This window comes from Methanosarcina soligelidi (assembly GCF_000744315.1).
In the GTDB taxonomy this organism is placed as follows: domain Archaea; phylum Halobacteriota; class Methanosarcinia; order Methanosarcinales; family Methanosarcinaceae; genus Methanosarcina; species Methanosarcina mazei.
On record NZ_JQLR01000001.1, the window covers coordinates 1191651 to 1208896 of the forward strand.

Annotated in this window: 16 protein-coding genes; 7 read left to right on the forward strand and 9 right to left on the reverse strand. The window is 45.8% G+C overall.

What is annotated here, in order from left to right; genetic code table 11:
- Nucleotides 1-98: 98 nt before the first annotated feature.
- From M886_RS05245 to M886_RS05275, 7 genes are all read right to left on the reverse strand, one after another.
- Nucleotides 99-722, reverse strand: a complete 624-nt coding sequence (locus M886_RS05245; protein ID WP_268745874.1) for a class I SAM-dependent methyltransferase — start codon at nucleotides 720-722, stop codon at nucleotides 99-101.
- Between the two features lie 134 nt (nucleotides 723-856).
- On the reverse strand, nucleotides 857-1567 hold the full coding sequence (locus M886_RS05250; RefSeq protein WP_235203875.1) for an ABC transporter ATP-binding protein: 711 nt from the start codon (nucleotides 1565-1567) through the stop codon (nucleotides 857-859).
- A complete protein-coding gene (locus M886_RS05255; protein ID WP_048050801.1) occupies nucleotides 1540-2484 on the reverse strand; it encodes an ABC transporter ATP-binding protein in 945 nt (314 codons plus the stop codon). The genes M886_RS05250 and M886_RS05255 overlap by 28 nt, the downstream gene beginning before the upstream one ends.
- Nucleotides 2481-3383: an ABC transporter permease gene (locus M886_RS05260; protein ID WP_048040545.1), complete on the reverse strand. Its 903-nt coding sequence runs from the start codon at nucleotides 3381-3383 to the stop codon at nucleotides 2481-2483. Before M886_RS05260 ends, M886_RS05255 begins: the two co-directional genes overlap by 4 nt.
- A gap of 4 nt (nucleotides 3384-3387) precedes the next feature.
- Nucleotides 3388-4329, reverse strand: coding sequence for an ABC transporter permease (locus M886_RS05265; RefSeq protein ID WP_048040543.1), 942 nt, complete (start codon nucleotides 4327-4329; stop codon nucleotides 3388-3390).
- Nucleotides 4330-4459: 130 nt separating this feature from the next.
- Nucleotides 4460-6112, reverse strand: a complete 1653-nt coding sequence (locus M886_RS05270) for an ABC transporter substrate-binding protein (protein ID WP_048040541.1) — start codon at nucleotides 6110-6112, stop codon at nucleotides 4460-4462.
- Between the two features lie 29 nt (nucleotides 6113-6141).
- Nucleotides 6142-6909 (reverse strand): class I SAM-dependent methyltransferase, encoded by a 768-nt coding sequence (locus M886_RS05275; RefSeq protein WP_048050802.1) that lies wholly within the window; start codon nucleotides 6907-6909, stop codon nucleotides 6142-6144.
- 801 nt (nucleotides 6910-7710) lie between these two features.
- Between M886_RS05275 and M886_RS05285 the strand changes: the two genes are divergently transcribed.
- From M886_RS05285 to M886_RS05315, 7 genes are all read left to right on the forward strand, one after another.
- On the forward strand, nucleotides 7711-8322 hold the full coding sequence (locus M886_RS05285) for an FmdE family protein (RefSeq protein WP_235203876.1): 612 nt from the start codon (nucleotides 7711-7713) through the stop codon (nucleotides 8320-8322).
- An 18-nt stretch (nucleotides 8323-8340) separates the two neighbouring features.
- On the forward strand, nucleotides 8341-9381 hold the full coding sequence (locus M886_RS05290; RefSeq protein ID WP_048050803.1) for a 4Fe-4S binding protein: 1041 nt from the start codon (nucleotides 8341-8343) through the stop codon (nucleotides 9379-9381).
- On the forward strand, nucleotides 9382-11136 hold the full coding sequence (locus tag M886_RS05295) for a formylmethanofuran dehydrogenase subunit A (protein WP_048050804.1): 1755 nt from the start codon (nucleotides 9382-9384) through the stop codon (nucleotides 11134-11136).
- Nucleotides 11137-11140: 4 nt separating this feature from the next.
- The gene (locus tag M886_RS05300) at nucleotides 11141-12007 is read left to right on the forward strand and encodes a formylmethanofuran dehydrogenase subunit C (RefSeq protein WP_048038710.1); all 867 of its coding nucleotides are present in this window, start codon (nucleotides 11141-11143) and stop codon (nucleotides 12005-12007) included.
- Between the two features lie 10 nt (nucleotides 12008-12017).
- Nucleotides 12018-12407 (forward strand): molybdopterin dinucleotide binding domain-containing protein, encoded by a 390-nt coding sequence (locus M886_RS05305; protein ID WP_048038736.1) that lies wholly within the window; start codon nucleotides 12018-12020, stop codon nucleotides 12405-12407.
- A gap of 2 nt (nucleotides 12408-12409) precedes the next feature.
- On the forward strand, nucleotides 12410-13711 hold the full coding sequence (locus tag M886_RS05310) for a formylmethanofuran dehydrogenase subunit B (protein ID WP_048038712.1): 1302 nt from the start codon (nucleotides 12410-12412) through the stop codon (nucleotides 13709-13711).
- A gap of 304 nt (nucleotides 13712-14015) precedes the next feature.
- Nucleotides 14016-14765, forward strand: coding sequence for an SIMPL domain-containing protein (locus M886_RS05315; RefSeq protein ID WP_048050805.1), 750 nt, complete (start codon nucleotides 14016-14018; stop codon nucleotides 14763-14765).
- Between the two features lie 295 nt (nucleotides 14766-15060).
- On the opposite strand, the gene M886_RS05320 is transcribed toward M886_RS05315, so the two are convergent.
- Both M886_RS05320 and M886_RS05325 read right to left on the reverse strand, forming a co-directional pair.
- Nucleotides 15061-16068, reverse strand: a complete 1008-nt coding sequence (locus tag M886_RS05320; RefSeq protein WP_048050806.1) for a GNAT family N-acetyltransferase — start codon at nucleotides 16066-16068, stop codon at nucleotides 15061-15063.
- Between the two features lie 161 nt (nucleotides 16069-16229).
- A complete protein-coding gene (locus M886_RS05325; protein ID WP_048038738.1) occupies nucleotides 16230-16934 on the reverse strand; it encodes a class I SAM-dependent methyltransferase in 705 nt (234 codons plus the stop codon).
- Nucleotides 16935-17246: the final 312 nt, after the last annotated feature.

Genomic DNA, 17246 nt, shown 5'->3' on the forward strand with positions numbered 1-17246 from the left:
TTTCAGGATAATTTGTATTTTCTTAACTGTCTATTAAAGATCCCGGAAAATCTCTCTAGTGATCTTATCTCTCTAGTGATCTTATCTCTCTAGTGATCTTAATTTTCTCCGCAGATCAAATGGTAATTGTAGTTATAGGCTATCCGTTTCCTGAACGGCATCTTTTTTTTCTGAAGTTTCATAATGTCTTTCAGGTCCAGGTTTTTGATATTTTTGAATCCTGCAGCCCTGAAGTATTCAAGCATTTTTTCAGGAGGGACTCCGTGCCTGTTGGGAAGTTCGCTGTCTATTTCCCTGGAGTAGTGCCCTTTTCTCGGGTTCCTTCTTTCAACAAGCAAAGTGATGAAATCATTTACAAGCCTTCTCACTTTTGTTTCGAGTGAACCGTCATTCCAGACCCCATCAACAACAATAAGCTTTCCTCCTTTCCTGAGCACCTTTTTCCAGTTCATGACTGCAGTATCAGGGTGGGGGAAAGTCCAGAGGAGGTGGCGGTTAACAACTATATCAAATGACCTTGCCTCAAATGGAGGAGTTTCAGCGTCCCCTTTTTTGAAAATACTGTCAAATCCTCTTCTGGAGGCTTTTTCCCTGGCTTTTGCAAGCATTTTTTCCGAAAGGTCAAGGCCCGTGACATGGTGTCCCATTTCCGCAAATAGAAGCCCGATTTCGCATGTCCCGCAGCCCACGTCAAGCACTTTCAGCCTGCCCGGAGGAAGCAGATTTTTAAATACGTTTTTTCAGGCTTCTCTTTCAGCTTCACTCTGAATCCCGTGCCCTTCATGGCTGTCATAGGTCTCGGACGAGACATCCCATATGCGGGCAATTGTCTGTTTGATCTGGTTTTCCTGAATGGTCATCTTTTAACGCCTCTGTTTATGTTTTCAATTGAGGTAATGGTTCCGTTTTCGAGGTAAGCGATCCTGTGGCAGACTTTCCTTAACACCTCAAGGTCGTGGGATATCAGCAGGTAAGAAACGCCTGTTTCCCTCTGTAACTCCTGCATAAGGCGCAGGATCTGTGCCTGTACTGAAACATCAAGCATGGAAGTTGGCTCGTCAGCGACTATAAAATCCGGAGATAAAGCCATGATTCTTGCGAGCACTACTCTCTGGATCTCACCTCCGCTGAGCTGGCCTGGATAACGGGTAAGGTGTTCCGGAAGCAGCCCTGTAAGTTCTGCCAGTTCCTCTCCTCTCATCATGAGGTCATCCTGTTTGAGGCCGGAATGGAGTTTCAAAGGTTCGATAAGGTTTTCAAAGGCTTTCATGCGGGGGTCAAGGGAAGTTTCAGGATGCTGGAAAATCATCTGTATTTTGGGGCGAAGTTTCCGAAACTCTTTTTTTCCCATCCTGAGTATATCCGCTCCCTGGACGAGGATTTCTCCTCCGGTGGGTTTTTCAAGCCCTACAATACATCTTCCCATAGTGGTTTTTCCCGACCCGCTTTTTCCGAAAAGGCCCAGGGTCTCTCCGCGGTCTACTGAGAAACTGACGTTTCTGAACACCTCCGAAGTCCCGAATCTCATTGCCAGATCGTTTACTGCAAGGACCGGAAGTGGCAGCATCTTACCAGACCTCCTCTGTGATTTTTCATTTCAGGGTGTTTTCTTGAACATTCAATATTTGAGTACCTGCACCTTTCATGGAAAAAACAACCAGCAGGGAGCCTTATCCTGCTTGGGCTCTGTCCGCTCAGAGGTACAAGCCCGTTTCTGGGCTGAGCCCGGACAAGCCCTTTTGTATAAGGGTGAAGTGGTGTGTTCAGGACTTTTGAAGCCCCGTCCAGCTCCACTATTTCTCCTGCATACATCACTGCTATGCGGTCGCAGACCTCAAGAGCCAGGTCAAGGTCGTGGGTGATCAGGAGCATTGTCTTTCCGTACTCTTTTTTTATTCTGGTGAATAGATCAACTGCTCCTGCCTTCGCTTCAGGGTCAAGCCCCTTTGTTGGTTCGTCCGCAATCAGAATTTCGGGTTCAAAGGAAAGGGATATGCAGGCAATCAGCCGCTGCCTCATGCCTCCGGAAAGCTGGTGAGGATAGAGGCTGCAAAGTCTTTCGGGATCTCTCAAAAAGAGCTGTTTCATAAGTTTCAGAGCTTTTTTCATTCCTTCCTTTTTTTCAGCCCTGTTCCCCTCAAACACCTCTCCCATTTGAATCCCGTTTTTCAGGACAGGGTTAAGGGCTCCTGCCGGGTTCTGGGGCATGAGTGAGATTTGTTTTCCCCTGATTTTCCGGAGCTCTGAAGGTTTAAGGGAAAGAACGTCCTGTCCATGAAAATATATTTCTCCGGAAACCTTTGCATTTGCCTGAAGGAGCCTGAGCACGGCGAGTCCTATAACGGATTTTCCTGACCCGCTTTCTCCGATTATGCCGAAGGTCTCTCCTTCCTTTACTTCAAAAGAGACGTGAGAAACTGCTTTTACGGTGTTCTCTCTCGCAGGGAACTCAATGGAGAGGTCTCTTATTTCAAGCAGGCTCAATAGATTTCGCCTCCTTCGTGGTTCGGGTCAAGAATATCTCTCATGCCGTCTCCCAGGATGCTGAAGATGACCACAATGAGGGTTATGGCAAGCCCGGGAAAGATTGTCTGGTAAGGGGCTGTCCTCATGAACTCCTTGCCTGCGGAAAGCATTGCTCCCCATTCAGGCACATCTGCAGGCAGCCCTATTCCGAGAAAACTCAGCGTGGCAATTGAGAGAATAACGTGTCCGAAGTCGATTGTTGTAATCACGAGAAGAGTGGCTATTGCATTGGGCACGATATGTTTCCGGATTATGTAGAAGTCTCCGGCTCCACCTGTTATGGCGGAAAGAATAAACTCCTGTTTTTTGATGGAAAGGACCTGTCCCCGCATCATCCTTGCGTACTTTGCCCAGTGGACGATCGAGAGGGCAAGCATCAGGTTGAAAACTCCGCTTCCAAGAACCCCCATAACCGCGAGGGCAAATATGACTCCGGGAAAAGAAAGGAAGATATCAATGACCCTTGAAACGCTTTCGTCCACAAGTCCCCCATAATAACCTGCCGCACAACCCGCCGCAGTTCCCAGAAACAGGGAAATAAACACCACCCCTGAGGCAATGAAAAGAGAAGTCCTGGCTCCTATAAGGATTCTGCTGAGCAGGTCCCTTCCGAGATAATCCGTACCCAGCAGGTGTTCTTCTGAAGGATTCAGGTTTTTGTTCTTCAGGTCAATGGCATTGGGGTCATAAGGAGAGATCAGGGGAGCAAAAAGGGCGATCCCGATAAAAAGCAAAAGGGCTGCCAGAGAAAAAAGCATGTCTTTTCTCTGGAAGACTCTCTTTACAAATTCATTTCCGTAAGCTTTCGGCAGTAAGAAGCTTTTTTTTCTTAACCTATCAGCAAATGCGTTATCCATAGTATCAGCCGTACCTTATCCGCGGGTCCAGATGCGTATAGAGCATATCCACAAGGAAATGCACAAGGAGGAACATCGTAACAATCGCAAGCACACAGCCCTGGACCACAGGCAGGTCCCTTGCCGAAATCGAATCCACAAGAAGGCTTCCTATACCGGGCCAGGCAAAGATTTTTTCAATCACAACCGCCCCTCCAAGCAGGCTTCCCATCTGAAAACCAATTACTGTGATGACAGGGAGCATGGCGTTTTTAAGGGCGTGCCGGCTTATGATCTTCCATAACGGAAGCCCTTTGGCTTTTGCAAACCTGATGTATTCCTGCCCCAGGGTTTCAAGCATGCTTGTCCTGGTAACTCTCATAACCGAAGCAACGGAATGAAGGGAAAGGGCTGCTGCGGGCAAAAGCAGGTTTTCGAGGCTTCCATACCCTGCCACAGGCACAAGTTTCAGCTTCAGGGAAAATACAAGGATAAGGAGTAGGGCTACCCAGAAACCGGGCATCGAAACTCCAAAAAGTGTTACAACCCTGAGGATGTGGTCCGAAATCCGGTTTTCCCGGAGGGCAGAATAAATTCCAAGGCTTACCCCCGCAACCACTGAAAGCGCCATACTTGCCCCTGCAAGCTGGACAGTTGCCGGAAGGCGCAGGGCTAGGAGGTAAAAGACCGGTTTTTTATAGACATAGGATGTCCCGATATCCCCTCTCAATAGTGCTTCTTTTACCCACCTGAAAAACTGCAGGTAAAGGGGGTCGTCAAGGTTGTACCGGTTTGATATCTGGCTTAGCTGCTCTTCGGTTGCACTTTCTTCCAGACCTACAAGGGTGTGCTTGAGAATTAACTCAGCCGTGCCCCCCGGAATCATGTTCATAAGGAAAAAAGTCAGGGCACAGACTGCGAAAACCGTAAATGCCATGAAACCTGCCCTTTTTAAGAAATATTTCATATTTCCTCCTCAAAACGGACAGGAGGCAAAAATGTCTACCTGTCTCGTGTTATCTGGGTGAAAGGAAATTCAAAAGGAAATTTAAGGGCACAAGCATGAGCTCTGCACCCTTACGAGTTTCCTCTTGTTTTCACTTTTCGAGGTACATTCCTGCATTTATGCGGTAATCGTGGGCTGTCGGATCGAAAACATAGCCCTTTATGTAATCTTTCTTTACAATTGCACAGCCGTAGTAAGCCACTATGATCATGGGCTGTTCGTCGTACACGATGGCTTCTACCTCATTGAACTTCTTATAGCGCTCCTCGAGGTCAGTGATTTTTCTGGCTTCCGTTATCAAGGAATCAACTTTCGGATTTGAGTACCCGGGCCCGTTATCAGTCCCGTTTGTCATATACCAGTTATTGAGAATATATTCGGGATCAGGAACCATTGCAATATTAGCTGCAATCAGGAAGAGATCCCAGTTTCCTTCTCCTCTTCTCTCTTCTATCGATCCGTACTCCATAACTTCTGTTTTTACACCTATGCCTATTTCTTTCAACTGGGCAGCCATGGCTTCAGCCATTGGAGGAAGTCCTGGCCTTTCGGAATAAGTCATCAGGTTAAGCTTTAGGGGGTTTCCATCTTTATCCCTTATCCCATCCCCGTCAGTGTCTACCCAGCCTGCGGCTGCTAGAAGCTCATCAGCTTTCTTAAGGTCCTGGTTGTAGGGTTTCAGGCTCTTATTTGCCCAGACCATTGTTGGAAGGAAGGGGCCTGCAGCAGCTTCTCCTACATTGTAGAGCACATGTTCTGCAATTTCTTTCCTGTTGATGGCATAGGACATAGCCTGCCTTACTCTGATATCTTCAAGAGGTTCATGCTTCAGGTTCAGTTCAAGTTTGTAAACTCTAGGAGTTTGGTATTTCTCTACAGTAATACCATCTATGGCGTCAACTCTGTCTGTTTCACTGTAGGGCACATCAACGGTAAAGTCAACCTCTCCGTTTTCGATTGCCATTGCTCTTGTGTTCGGGTCAGGTATCCCTTTAAGGATCATCTTATCAAGTCCTACTTCTCCTCCCCACCAGTTTTCGTTCTTCACAACAGTAAGAATTCTGGTCTGCTCGTCAAACGACTCAAATTTATACGGGCCTGTACCAACAGGTTTTACGAATTCTCCTTTCTCATTATAAGAAGATGGACTTATTATGGCAGTGCAGGGGTAGTGGAGAACTCCGGGAAGAATTGGATTGATTTCCGTAGTTTTGATTTTCAGGGTGTAGTCGTCAATTGCTTCCATGGAATCTATCTTAAGCATGGAAGCAACTTTTGAATTTGCTTCAATAACTTTTTCCAGCGTGAACTTCACGTCCTCTGCAGTCATCCTTCTTCCTTCATGGAAGGTAACATTCTCTCTTAGCTTAAACTCCCAGGTATTTTCATCAAGCTGTTCCCAGGAAGTTGCAAGCCCGGGTTTCAGGGAGAAATCTTCATTTGCGCCAATGAGGGTTTCGGTTACCGCAGCTTTCTCACAGATCAGCGTTCCACCGTCTCCATCAATGGTATTTATCGATTCAATATCCCACATTTCTGCAAGTACAAGTGTACTGGACTCAGAGTCAGCTTCATAGTTCCCTTCCGCCTGGGAAGCGGCATCAGATCCCGAGGTCATTTCCATCCCGGAGACTGCTTCTTTTTCTTCGCTTTCTTCTGTACTGCTGCACCCGGAAGCTATCAGGAAGAAGCAGGTCAGCAGGATAATTAATAATACAAACAGGGGGGAGCTTTTATTTTTCATTTCGGAACCTCTATCTTTTTTAATGTTTTTTACTTCCGGCCGCAGATGAGATAGTACTGGTAACTGCGTACAATCCGTTCGCCTAACGGCATGTTCTCTTTCTGGGCCTCTCTCACCTCTTTCAGGTCAAAAATCTGGATTTTTTCAAAACCCGTATTCGACAGGTACTCCTTTACTTTTTCAAGCGGAGCCCCTCCGGCATGCGGGAGCTGGGCTTTGAGTTCATCCGAATATCCGGCGTGTCCTTTTCGGGGATCTTTTCTCTCAAGAAGAAGGGTTAAAAGGGCACCTGCATCTCTGCGGACTCTGGACTCCAGGGTTCCGCTGTCCCACACACCATCTATGATCACAACCTTCCCATTTTTCCGGAGAACCCTCTTCCAGTTCTCTACGGCTTTTTTTGGGTTCGGAAGGGTCCACAGAAGATGGCGGCTGAACACAATGTCAAAAGAAGATATATCAAAAGGAGGGTTTTCTGCATCTCCCTCCCCAAAGGTTATGTCAGCTCCACGGGCTTCAGCCTTTGTTTTTGCTGTTTTCAGCATCTGTCTGGAAATATCAATTCCGGTAACCTTGTACCCCATCTCAGCAAACAGCAAGCTTAATTCTCCTGTCCCGCAACCGACATCAAGAATTTTCAAATCCTTTTTCGGAAAAACGTCCTGAAAAGCACGCTTCCAGGCATCTTTTTCTTTCTGGCTCTGGATCCCGTGCCCGGCATGAGTATCAAAAGTCTCGGACGCAAGGTCCCATTTATGGGCTACCATCTCTTTGATCTGAATCTCTGTAGAAGACATCAATCAGTACTTACTTATCTTTTAATTAATAATTTTCTATTTTGTATTACTAATTATAATTATTGTAATTTTTTGTAACATTAAGTTCCAGTGTTACTATTTTTGTGATTACAAAAATGACACTGTTATTTGCAGATATCTTACCTGGTATACGGTTGAAAATTAGAAACTTCTCTTTTTTGAGGGGTTTTAAAATCAGGACAGTTCGTTTCAGATGGCTAAACTTCTTCACGCTTAATTTTTCCTGTGCATCGTTTTTTATGCGATCATAACATGGCAGGTTGAATCCAGGTCCGTACACAGGATAAAATGCCTGAATATTCAGTCTGATTGCCGGAAGATTAACATATTTTGTTTTTCAGGGACAGGTGGAATTTGATTAAAAAAGTTCTATTTATTGGCCTTTTTTAAAGGAAACTCTCTTCTTAATCGATAATTTTATAAAACACTTGTTTATATATTTTAATCGCAAGAGTCCTGTCTTCTGATTTCATAGATATGTTGAGCTTTACATATCCGGGAGCAGTAGACTTCTGGCTGGTGTTTTTTTATGAGCCTGCCAATCACGAGGAGTTTGGCCCCCGTTGTTTAAACTGCAACCTGAAACTCCTCTGAATTGTACTCCAGATATAAGTTTCTGTCAAAAAGTTACCTATAAATATAGTAGTGTATCCTTCTGCGTTATGTTGGAATTTACATAATTAAATTCCTGAATATCGCCTGTCTTTATTAAACTCACCTGTCTGTATTCAACATCTTTGGCGTTATGTTTATTTAAACATAACGATCAAATCTGCGGCGGTGTACCAATTGCATAAGAATTCCGATCAAGAGAAACACAGCATGGAGACAATCCTGAAGCAGGTGAAAGACCCTGAGCTGCTTTCACAGATTGAAAAGGTCGTCCCTTTTCACGGCTTTCTGACATCAGGGGCATTAATCGGCATCCAGATGCTCAATATTGCAAGGAGGAAGCTTGACGTCCGGGACGGGGAGCGCATTTACGTGACCTGTGAAACGAAAAGCTGCATTCCTGACCCTTTTCAGATCCTTGCCGGAGCTACTATCGGGAACAATGGGTTGAAAATCAATAACCTGGGGAAGATGGCTGTAACGGTTAACAGGCAGATGCCTGAAGGGATGAAGGGCATAAAAGGTATCAGGATTTACCTTGACCCTGAAAAGACAAAGGACTACCCAAAACTTCATGCCTGGTACCTGAACACTGAAAAGTTTCACCATGAAGAGGTTGTGCCTGTCCTTCTGGAAGCAGGGGATAATGTTTATTCCTGGAAAACCGTGGATCTGGAAGTCCCGGTCAGGAAGAAAAAGCGGATCCAGTGCTGCAAAAAATGTGGTGAGATGTTCGTTCAACATGATGATGAGCTGCTGTGCGGCGGATGCACAGAATAACGTTGAGAGGTAAATAAAATGCAAAATGAGATGCGATTGTCAGTCTTTTCCGAAAAAAAAGACCGGCAGCTGGTCTATCAGCCTGAAAAATGCATTGGCTGCGGGACCTGTGTACAGGCATGTCCCAAAGGCACCCTTTCCATAGGGGCTGTGGGAGCTGTAGCTAGAGGGTTACTGGATGCGTATTTCCTGGAGATGGCAAAGAGTGAAGACTGCCTTGTCTGCGGGATCTGCGCAAAAGTCTGCCCCACAGGTGCTCTTGAACTGAGACAGGAAGGAAAACCCCTCACAGACATGTCCTATATTTCAAGGGCTATGAGGCCGACATCAGTAAACGAAAGCTGTGTCCACTGCGGTCTCTGTGAAGATATCTGCCCACAGGGCTGTATTGAAGTGACCCGGGAAATTTCTACGGACGGGAAACTGAAGGTTATCGGAAAAACCCATATTGATACGGAATGTTGTGTCCATTGCGGCTGGTGTGCTGCAGTATGCCCTGTAAATGCTATTTCTGTGGAAAAGCCCTTTGAAGGACGCTGGTCCAGGGATGAGAATGTCTGCCAGACCTGCCATACCTGTATTAATGTCTGTCCTGCAAATGCAATTTTCAATAAGAAGGCAAAGTCCGGGGAAAGAGTTGAAAAGATCACCCACCGGCCGGATGCCTGCATTTACTGTGGCGCATGTGCAGTTGCCTGCCCTGTTGATGCTATTGACGTCAGAAAAACTGCAATTCTGCCGGAAATGGAGAAAAAGGTCCCCCTCGAGAAAAAGCTGATTGAAGTCCCTGCCCCCGAAGATGCGCTTCGCACCCAACTTGAAACTGATGACGATGCATGCCTTGGCTGCGGGAACTGCGTGATTGTCTGCCCTGTAAACGCATTCGACAACCGTGAACTTGCCGCAGGCTACCTGTACGACATGGACGAAAAAGCTATTCTTGGGGTTAAGAACGGAAAAATTTCGGTCGTAAACCAGGAACGCTGCGGAGGAGATGGGACCTGTGCCCTTATCTGCCCTGTTGATGCGATAAGGCTTGTGAAAAAAGAGGTGGAATAAATGGCAGGAACAATTGCAATCAAGAACGGATACGTCTTTGACCCCCTCAACGAAATAAATGGGGAGATTATGGATATCTTCATCAGGGACGGAAAAGTCGTAAAAGAGCTTTCTGCAGCTGAGATGAAAACTTCTAAGTTAATTGACGCCTCCGGAATGACTGTTATGCCAGGAGGGGTTGACTCCCATTCCCACGTTGCCGGTGCAAAGGTTAATGCCGGCAGGTCGATGCGCCCTGAAGACCATTATAAAGCAAACCTTAAGAAAACCGCACTTACCCATTCAGGTTCAGGCTATACCGTTCCTTCTGTCTACAAACAGGGGTACGATTATGCAGCAATGGGCTATACAACGGTTTTCGAAGCTGCAGTTCCTCCTCTTGAAGCCCGCCACACCCATGAAGAGATGCGTGCAACTCCCCTTCTTGACATGGGAGGGTACCTTGTTCTCGGAAACAACTTTTTCCTGATGCGCTACCTCAGGGACGGGGATATGGAAAAGGCGGCTGCTTATGTTGCCTGGATGATGAAGACCCATAAGACCTACGGGATCAAATGCGTCAACCCCGCAGGAGTCGAAAACTGGGCATGGGGTAAAAACGTCAGCACTCTTGACGAAACCAACATCCATTTCGAAATTACTCCCAGAGAAGTCATTAAAGGGCTTACGGAGATTAACGAGACTCTCGGCATGCCTATGCCAGTCCACCTGCATGCGAACAACCTGGGTCATCCCGGCTGCTATGCAATTACCAAGGATTCCCTCAAAATCCCTGATGGGGTAAAGACAAAACAGAACATGGCTGTGGAGTGGGCAGAAACTAAAATGGACCTTTCAAGGGACCGTTCGGTATACCTCACCCACCTGATGTTCAACAGTTTTGCAGGCACAACCTGGGGGGACTGCGAATCCGGTGTTAAGGATATTGCAGATTATATCAACAACAAAGACCATGTGGTAATCGACAGCGGATGCACTCCCTTCGGAGAAGCTACAGTAATGACAGGAGACGGGCCTGCTATCCATGACCTTTACACCCTTACAGGAAATAAGTGGTCGAACACTGATGTTGAAATGGAATGCGGCTCAGGTGTCCTTCCCTTTACCTACCTCAAGTCTAACCCTGTGCACAGTTTGCAGTGGGCAATGGGGCTTGAATGTCTCCTGCTTATCAAAGACCCATGGAAAACTATCATGACCACGGACAGCCCGAATGGTGGGCCGTTTACGAAATACCCTGAGGTTATGACCTGGATCATGTCCGAGGCTTTCAGGAAACAGACCTTCAGTGAGTGCCACAAGTGGGCAAACGATAGGAGCGAGCTGGGAGGCATAAACCGTGAGCTTTCTCTCTATGATCTGGCGATTCTGACAAGGGCTAACCCTGCAAAGACAATTGGCATGGCCCACAGAAAAGGCTCTCTTGGTGTGGGTGCGGACGGAGATGTTACAGTCTACAACATAAACCCTCAGCAGCTTGACGCAAACAATTACGAAGCCCTCCTCAGGGCCTTCAGGAAGGCGGAATATACTGTTAAAGGCGGCGAAATAGTGGCTGTTAAAGGGGAGATCGTTTCCCTGCCTGAGAAGAGGACTTACTATTCCGAAGTGCATGTTGAAAATGAGCGGGAAAAGGAAATGCTGGTTGACGTGAAGGAGTGGTTCAGGTACTACACTCTTGGTTTTGCCAACTACCCGACTCCAGAGAAATATCTGGCAAACCCGACTCCCATACAGGTTAACAGTGAGAGGTGAAGTGATGACAGAGGGAGTACTTGTTCAGAAAAAAACCGATGCCGGTGAAAGTTCCGGAGAAATGGAAGAAGTAACGCTTATTCCTAAAAAAGCGATTGACATTAAACTGGAAGCAGATATTATAACTCCTGATTCCTTTGCAGGCAAGACCACCGAAGAAATAGGGATGCTGTCTGTCTGGCAGGGTCCTAAAACCTATCCTCTTTCCGATTTCTTTGAAGTGATGGGCAGCGCAGGCAGTTCTGCGGCTGAGACTCTGATACGCATAAAAGGCGACGCAATGAGGGTCAAAAGGATCGGAGAAGGCATGAATGCAGGAAAAATTGAGATTGAAGGCTCTGCAGGCATGCACGTTGGGGCAGGAATGAAAGGAGGAGAGATCACCGTTTATGGAGATGTTGATTCCTGGGCAGGCATGGAAATGCTTGGTGGTCTCCTGCACATTAAAGGCAATGCCGGGGACCATGTGGGCTGTGCTTACAGAGGAAAGTGGCACGGCATGAAAGGTGGACGCATAGTTATTGAAGGATCGGCTAGGCACCAGCTTGGAGGCGGCATGGACGGCGGAGAAATCCTTGTGGAAGGTAATGTTGAAAGCTTCTGCGGGATCCGCCAGAACGGTGGGCTCATTTTTGTAAAAGGCGGAGCTCTCCGCGGATTGGGTGCTGAAATGGCAGGCGGAACCATAGTTGTAGGGGGCAAAATACAGCGTTTTGCTCCGGGCTTCGAATTTGTTTCTATGGAAAACAAAATAACTTCGGGTGAGCTTGAGCTGATAGGCGAATTCAAAAAATACACAGGGGACTATGCGATCAGCAAGAGGGCAAAAGGCGCTCTCTATGTGTCTGCAGATACAAACCCGGAGCTCTGAGGTGGGAAACATGGAAGTATTACTTATTTCCGGAAGTACAATTGATGAAGGCAGGCTTGCTAAAGGTGGGGACAAGTTCACGGAAGAGTACACTCTGGAGTGTGCTTCATGCTGGATTTCTCCTGCGGATTTTGTGTCCCTCTGCTCCCCTGATAAAGTAAAAGTAACAAGCAGGGATGGAAAACATTCTATTGTCGTTTATGCGAAATGTACGGACTCTGTTCAGCCCGGGCAGGTTTTCATGCCGAGGGCTATCTGGTCGAATGTTGTCGTTGACCCGGATACCCTTTCTACGGGCTCACCTCTCTATAAGGGAGCTCCCGTATACATTGAGCCGTCAGAAGAAGAGGTCCTCAGCGCCGAAGATGTAGTAATGAAAATTTATGTTGGAGGGCAGTGAGCATGATTTATAAAAACATAGTCTGTCCGGTCTGCGGGGCAGCCTGCGATGATATCCAGGTCGAGTTCGGGGACGGAAAGATTGAGGCAAGAAATGCGTGTAAAATGGGGAACGCCAAGTTCCAGGAAGTTGTAAGTTCTCACAGGCTCAGGCAGCCCCTTATAAAAGTTAACGGAAAGCTGACCGCGGCAGCCTGGGACGAAGCCCTTGAAAGAGCCGCAGATATCCTTGTTTCTGCAAAGCGCCCTCTCCTTTTTATGGGAAGCGAAACTTCCTGCGAAGCGCATGAAGTCGGGCTCAAGATCGGAGAATATCTTGGTGCCCTTGTTGACTCAAATGCTACTATCTGCCACGGGCCAACTGCGATGGGAATCCAGGAATCCGGAAAAGTTGGTGCAACCGAAGGGCAGAAGAAAAACAGAGGCGATCTCATTGTCTACTGGGGGACCAACCCTCTTGAGTCCATGCCGCGTCAGATGTCGAGGTACGGAGTTTTCCCAAGGGGTTACTGGACCAAACGCGGGCGTTTTGACAGGACAGTTATCACCGTGGACCCGAGAAAAACCCCGACCACTGAAGCTTCCGACCTGCACGTGCAGCTCAAGCCCGGCTCGGACTATGAACTGATAAGTGCTCTTCTTACCCTGCTTCATGGGAAAACTCCTCATCCGTCTGTGGAAGAGATCACAGGAGTACCTATCCCGGTCATGGAAGAGATGCTTGACATAATGAAGAACTGCAACTTCGGTGCCATTTCAGTTGGGCTCGGGCTCTCCTCATCCATTGGAAAGCACAGGAACGCCGAAATTGCCATGAACTTGGTAAAAGAACTGAACAATTATGCCAAGTTCACTCTCGGAGCTCTCCGTGGACACTGCAATGTAGCAGGTTTTAACCAGGTCGCTTCCTACATGTACGGCTATCCCTTCGGGCTGGACTTCATGCGCGGGCACCCGCGTTACAATCCTGGAGAATATACAACCGTGGACGTGCTGAGGGAAAAAGATGTGGATGCAGCCTTTGTAATGTGCGCCGACCTTGTCTGTCACATCCCTGCGGACTGTGCTTCCTATCTTGCTAAAATCCCAATGGTCTGCCTGGACATTGCTCCCTGCCCGAGCACAGCTGCTTCGGATGTTGTGCTCCCTGGAGTCATTGATGCCATGGAATGTGACGGGACCTTCTACAGGCTCGACGATGTGGCAGTGCACTTTGAACCTTTCACAACCTCGCCTTTCGAATTTACGAAGAGCAATGAAGATACCCTGAAGCAGCTCTTTGAGAAGATTAAGGCAAGAAAATAAGTTGAGTCTGTTTTCACGGACTTCCGGTTGAAGGATAGTACGGAACAAACAGACGACGTGAGAGTGATCAAAAGCTCTCACCTTTTTTATCTTTTCAGTTCCCTGTGACTCAATGCCATAATCCTCTGGCTATCCCTTACTTTATACATATTTTTCCTTCAATACCATGCGGTTATTCGGTTATTATAACTGCGACCGCAATTGAAGTTTAAGCAATTCTTTAATATGTGCGTGTGCATCTATGACTTGCTATAATTTACCGAACCGCCAGCAAATAAAGCATTGAGCAAGGAGTATGTGAAAAATGCCACAGGAAAATAAAAACGATAAATCTTATTATGTTATCATTGCGCTGTCAGTTGTTCTGGTGCTGATGGCAGCAACGATATATGCCATTTCACAGAATGAGCCTGAAAAGGATGCGGAAAATACTATTTCCATGAGCGGGTATGCTGAACAGAAGGTTGTCCCTGACACGGCAACAATGAGAATAGGTGTTGTGATCCAGGCTGCTACTGCGAAGGAAGCATCCGACGAAAATGCAGCCATTATGAGCAATATAGTATCAGAGCTCAAAGCAATTGGATTGCAGGACAGGGAAATACAGACCTCCTATGTGTCCGTATACCCTGTATACAGCTATGATACGACACAAAAAATCACAGGTTACGCAGCATCCAATAGCGTGCAGATCACAACCACAAATCTCGACAACCTGAGTCAGATTATTGACAGGTCCACAGCTTTCGGAGCTAATGAGATTGGAAGCATTTCATTCTCAGTATCCGATGATATGCAAAAGCAGCTTCGTGAGGACCTGATGAATGAGGCGATCAATGACGCATCATCAAAAGCCGATACGCTTGCTAAGAGCCTGGGTGTTGAGATTACTGGTGTGAAGACTTCATCTATAAGTGAAAGCAACGGGCCCAGAGTATATTATGAATACGATATGGCAGTAGAAGAAAAGGCTTCCGGAGCAGTTTCCACTCCTATTGAGCCAGGCGAGTCTACTGTCTCGATGTCAGTACAGGTCACGTACTACATTAAATAAGAAATCTGTAAAAAAGAAATCCGGACCAGGGAGTCTGACCGCTTAAATGTACAGGTGACCGGGAGTTGCAGATGACGGATATTGTTTGCGACTTCTCAGGTCAATGTAACTTTTATGCATCACTCCCTGATTTATGCCCATACTTCTCTTTGGCATGAAAGTACTTCCAGATACTTTCGTTTTTTGAGCCTGTTCTTCGAAGAATTTCATGTGCGTTTTTTGTGCCTGTTCTTCGAAGAATTTTATGTTTCTTTTTTATTCCCTATTTTCTATCCAGGGGAATGCAGTTTTTCTATCAATAGGTTTCCTTATGAGTGGTTTTGTATAAGGTTTTCGCGGCGGAGTATTTTTTGCTCTCCAGGGTCACACTATAATATGGAATCAGCTCAGGAGAAAAGCCCATAATAAAATCCACAAATACAGGAATATTTGCTGCCATTAAGTTCATGTATTCGAAGTTTCGGGATCTCAGGTCAAGAAATTCATTATAATACAGAAGAGCATTGGAGCCCAAACGATCAAAATCAGGGTTCAGGGCTGAGGTCCAGATTACAGCGCATTTTTTTCCGTACAGGTTTATGTGAGCTGCAACAGCTTCGCCCTCAGGAGTCTCGGAGACAAACATGTATCCGGCGCTTTTTTTCTGAATCAGCTTAAATACTCTATCATAGAACCCTCCAGGCAAAGGAGGCTCTAAATTCTTCTTTTCATAAGCCAGTGAAAGCAGGCGATAATATGTTTCAGGGTCATTGGATACCCGGGTTTTAAGTCCTGCCCCGGTTGCAGTTTTAAGTTCCATCTGCCTTCCTCCTGAAAGGTTTCCGTCTATGTTTTCTTTCAGACTCAGGTAATGGGTGTAATGTACGGCAGAATCCCATCCGTTCCACGTAAACGGTCTTATATCCTCAAAGCCCGGAGCGAATGTAAGGTGAATGCTGTCAAATCCCTGCTTGCAGAAAAATTCCCTGAGGGGATTGAGGATTTCATGGGTTTCCTGTATCCGTTTACTTGCTCTGAAGCTGGCACTTTCTTTTATAAGGGGACCGCTGTAGCTGGTCATTTTACAGGTTGAACTTGCTACTTTCAACACTCCTTTTATATTTTTTACAAAAAGAGGGCAGCCTCCCACAAGTTCGCCGTTTCTGAAACAGCCGTAGATTCTAAGGTCTTTTGACAGGACATCCCTGCAAATTTCAAGCCATTCACTTGTATGAAAGAGTGTACCGGGTTGAGCTTTTTCTACAAGCAAATCCCATTCTTTGTATTCGGATGGCAGTAATTCTCTAACTTCAATTCCGTCCATTTTAAGCCCCGTAAAAATAGATAATTATTCTTATTTATGATGAACTACTCGGTTCCAAAATCTGTTAGTGAAATGAAAGTTATCCATCAAGAAAAAATAAAATGAGTTTTACGTTCATCTGTTAAAAACAGGCTTGATCCAGTCTCCACTTTAAAGGCTGTTTAACTCCTGAATATTATTGCATGATATTTGTATTCATAGTACATTGATTGTACACAAATCATTTCAAAACCATTTTTATTTGCAATTTTTTTAATTTTACCGGGATGATGTGAATACCCCAGAATGTCTCTCGGGCGCCTTTTTATGCTTGATGATATTGTATTTCTAACCCCGCAAATTGCTTTGCTTACTATTTTCTTACAGCTATTATCCTGTGAAAAAAGCCCTATTTTCCACAGAGGGTATAATCGGGGGTCCAGCATGTCAAACAATACTATTTTCCCGTCTTTATTAAGATATTTTGATGCATTGAAAATAAAATCATCAATTTCCTGATATGTGAGATATTGAAACACTCCGGCTGCAGTTATTCGATCAAGGGGAGAGTCCAGCCTGTCCCATACGGTTTTGTCGTCCGCCAGAATTAAAATTGTATTTTTACAATTTCTTTCCCTTATTCTTTTGCCTGCTTCCTCAAGCATGGACGGAGAAAAATCAACTCCTATTGTTTTTTCATATTCCGGTGCGTAGTAGACCAGGAGTTCTCCAGCTCCGCACCCAAAGTCAAGAATAGTTTTTCCGCCATTGAGATGGAATAATTTTTCTCTCGCTTCCATAGAAAGAAATTCTTCAGCTGAAGACCTGTGACCCCCACTTCTTTTATCTGCAAAAAACTCTTCCCATACATTTTTTGGTCTTAACACATTTTTTTCATACCCCTCTGAAATGTTTTGTTCGTATCCTCCTGATCTGTTTTTTTCATAAATCCCAGACACTTTTTTTTCATGCCCCATAGCCATGCCTCTCATACCCCCAAGTATTGCTTTTTCTATACCTCTATTATGAACTCTAAAATCAGCCAGTTTGCTATTGTCAGTTCTCTCGGTTATTTTCCCCAAAATAACTCAAAACTGTGAAAAGATACTGAAGAGTTCTATTTTTATGTCTATATATAAATTTCTATGGCTGCTGAAGCTTCTTCAAATCTGTTTTTTGATTCTCAATACTTCCCGTTA

Bases quoted from the DNA above. Each gene is read 5' to 3' on its own strand.
- M886_RS05250 (WP_235203875.1), bottom strand. From the start codon at position 1,567: ATGCTGCCACTTCCGGTCCTTGCAGTAAACGATCTGGCAATGAGATTC.
- M886_RS05260 (WP_048040545.1), bottom strand. From the start codon at position 3,383: ATGGATAACGCATTTGCTGATAGGTTAAGAAAAAAAAGCTTCTTACTG.
- M886_RS05265 (WP_048040543.1), bottom strand. From the start codon at position 4,329: ATGAAATATTTCTTAAAAAGGGCAGGTTTCATGGCATTTACGGTTTTC.
- M886_RS05270 (WP_048040541.1), bottom strand. From the start codon at position 6,112: ATGAAAAATAAAAGCTCCCCCCTGTTTGTATTATTAATTATCCTGCTG.
- M886_RS05275 (WP_048050802.1), bottom strand. From the start codon at position 6,909: ATGTCTTCTACAGAGATTCAGATCAAAGAGATGGTAGCCCATAAATGG.
- M886_RS05290 (WP_048050803.1), top strand. From the start codon at position 8,341: ATGCAAAATGAGATGCGATTGTCAGTCTTTTCCGAAAAAAAAGACCGG.
- M886_RS05295 (WP_048050804.1), top strand. From the start codon at position 9,382: ATGGCAGGAACAATTGCAATCAAGAACGGATACGTCTTTGACCCCCTC.
- M886_RS05300 (WP_048038710.1), top strand. From the start codon at position 11,141: ATGACAGAGGGAGTACTTGTTCAGAAAAAAACCGATGCCGGTGAAAGT.
- M886_RS05305 (WP_048038736.1), top strand. From the start codon at position 12,018: ATGGAAGTATTACTTATTTCCGGAAGTACAATTGATGAAGGCAGGCTT.
- M886_RS05310 (WP_048038712.1), top strand. From the start codon at position 12,410: ATGATTTATAAAAACATAGTCTGTCCGGTCTGCGGGGCAGCCTGCGAT.
- M886_RS05315 (WP_048050805.1), top strand. From the start codon at position 14,016: ATGCCACAGGAAAATAAAAACGATAAATCTTATTATGTTATCATTGCG.
- M886_RS05320 (WP_048050806.1), bottom strand. From the start codon at position 16,068: ATGGACGGAATTGAAGTTAGAGAATTACTGCCATCCGAATACAAAGAA.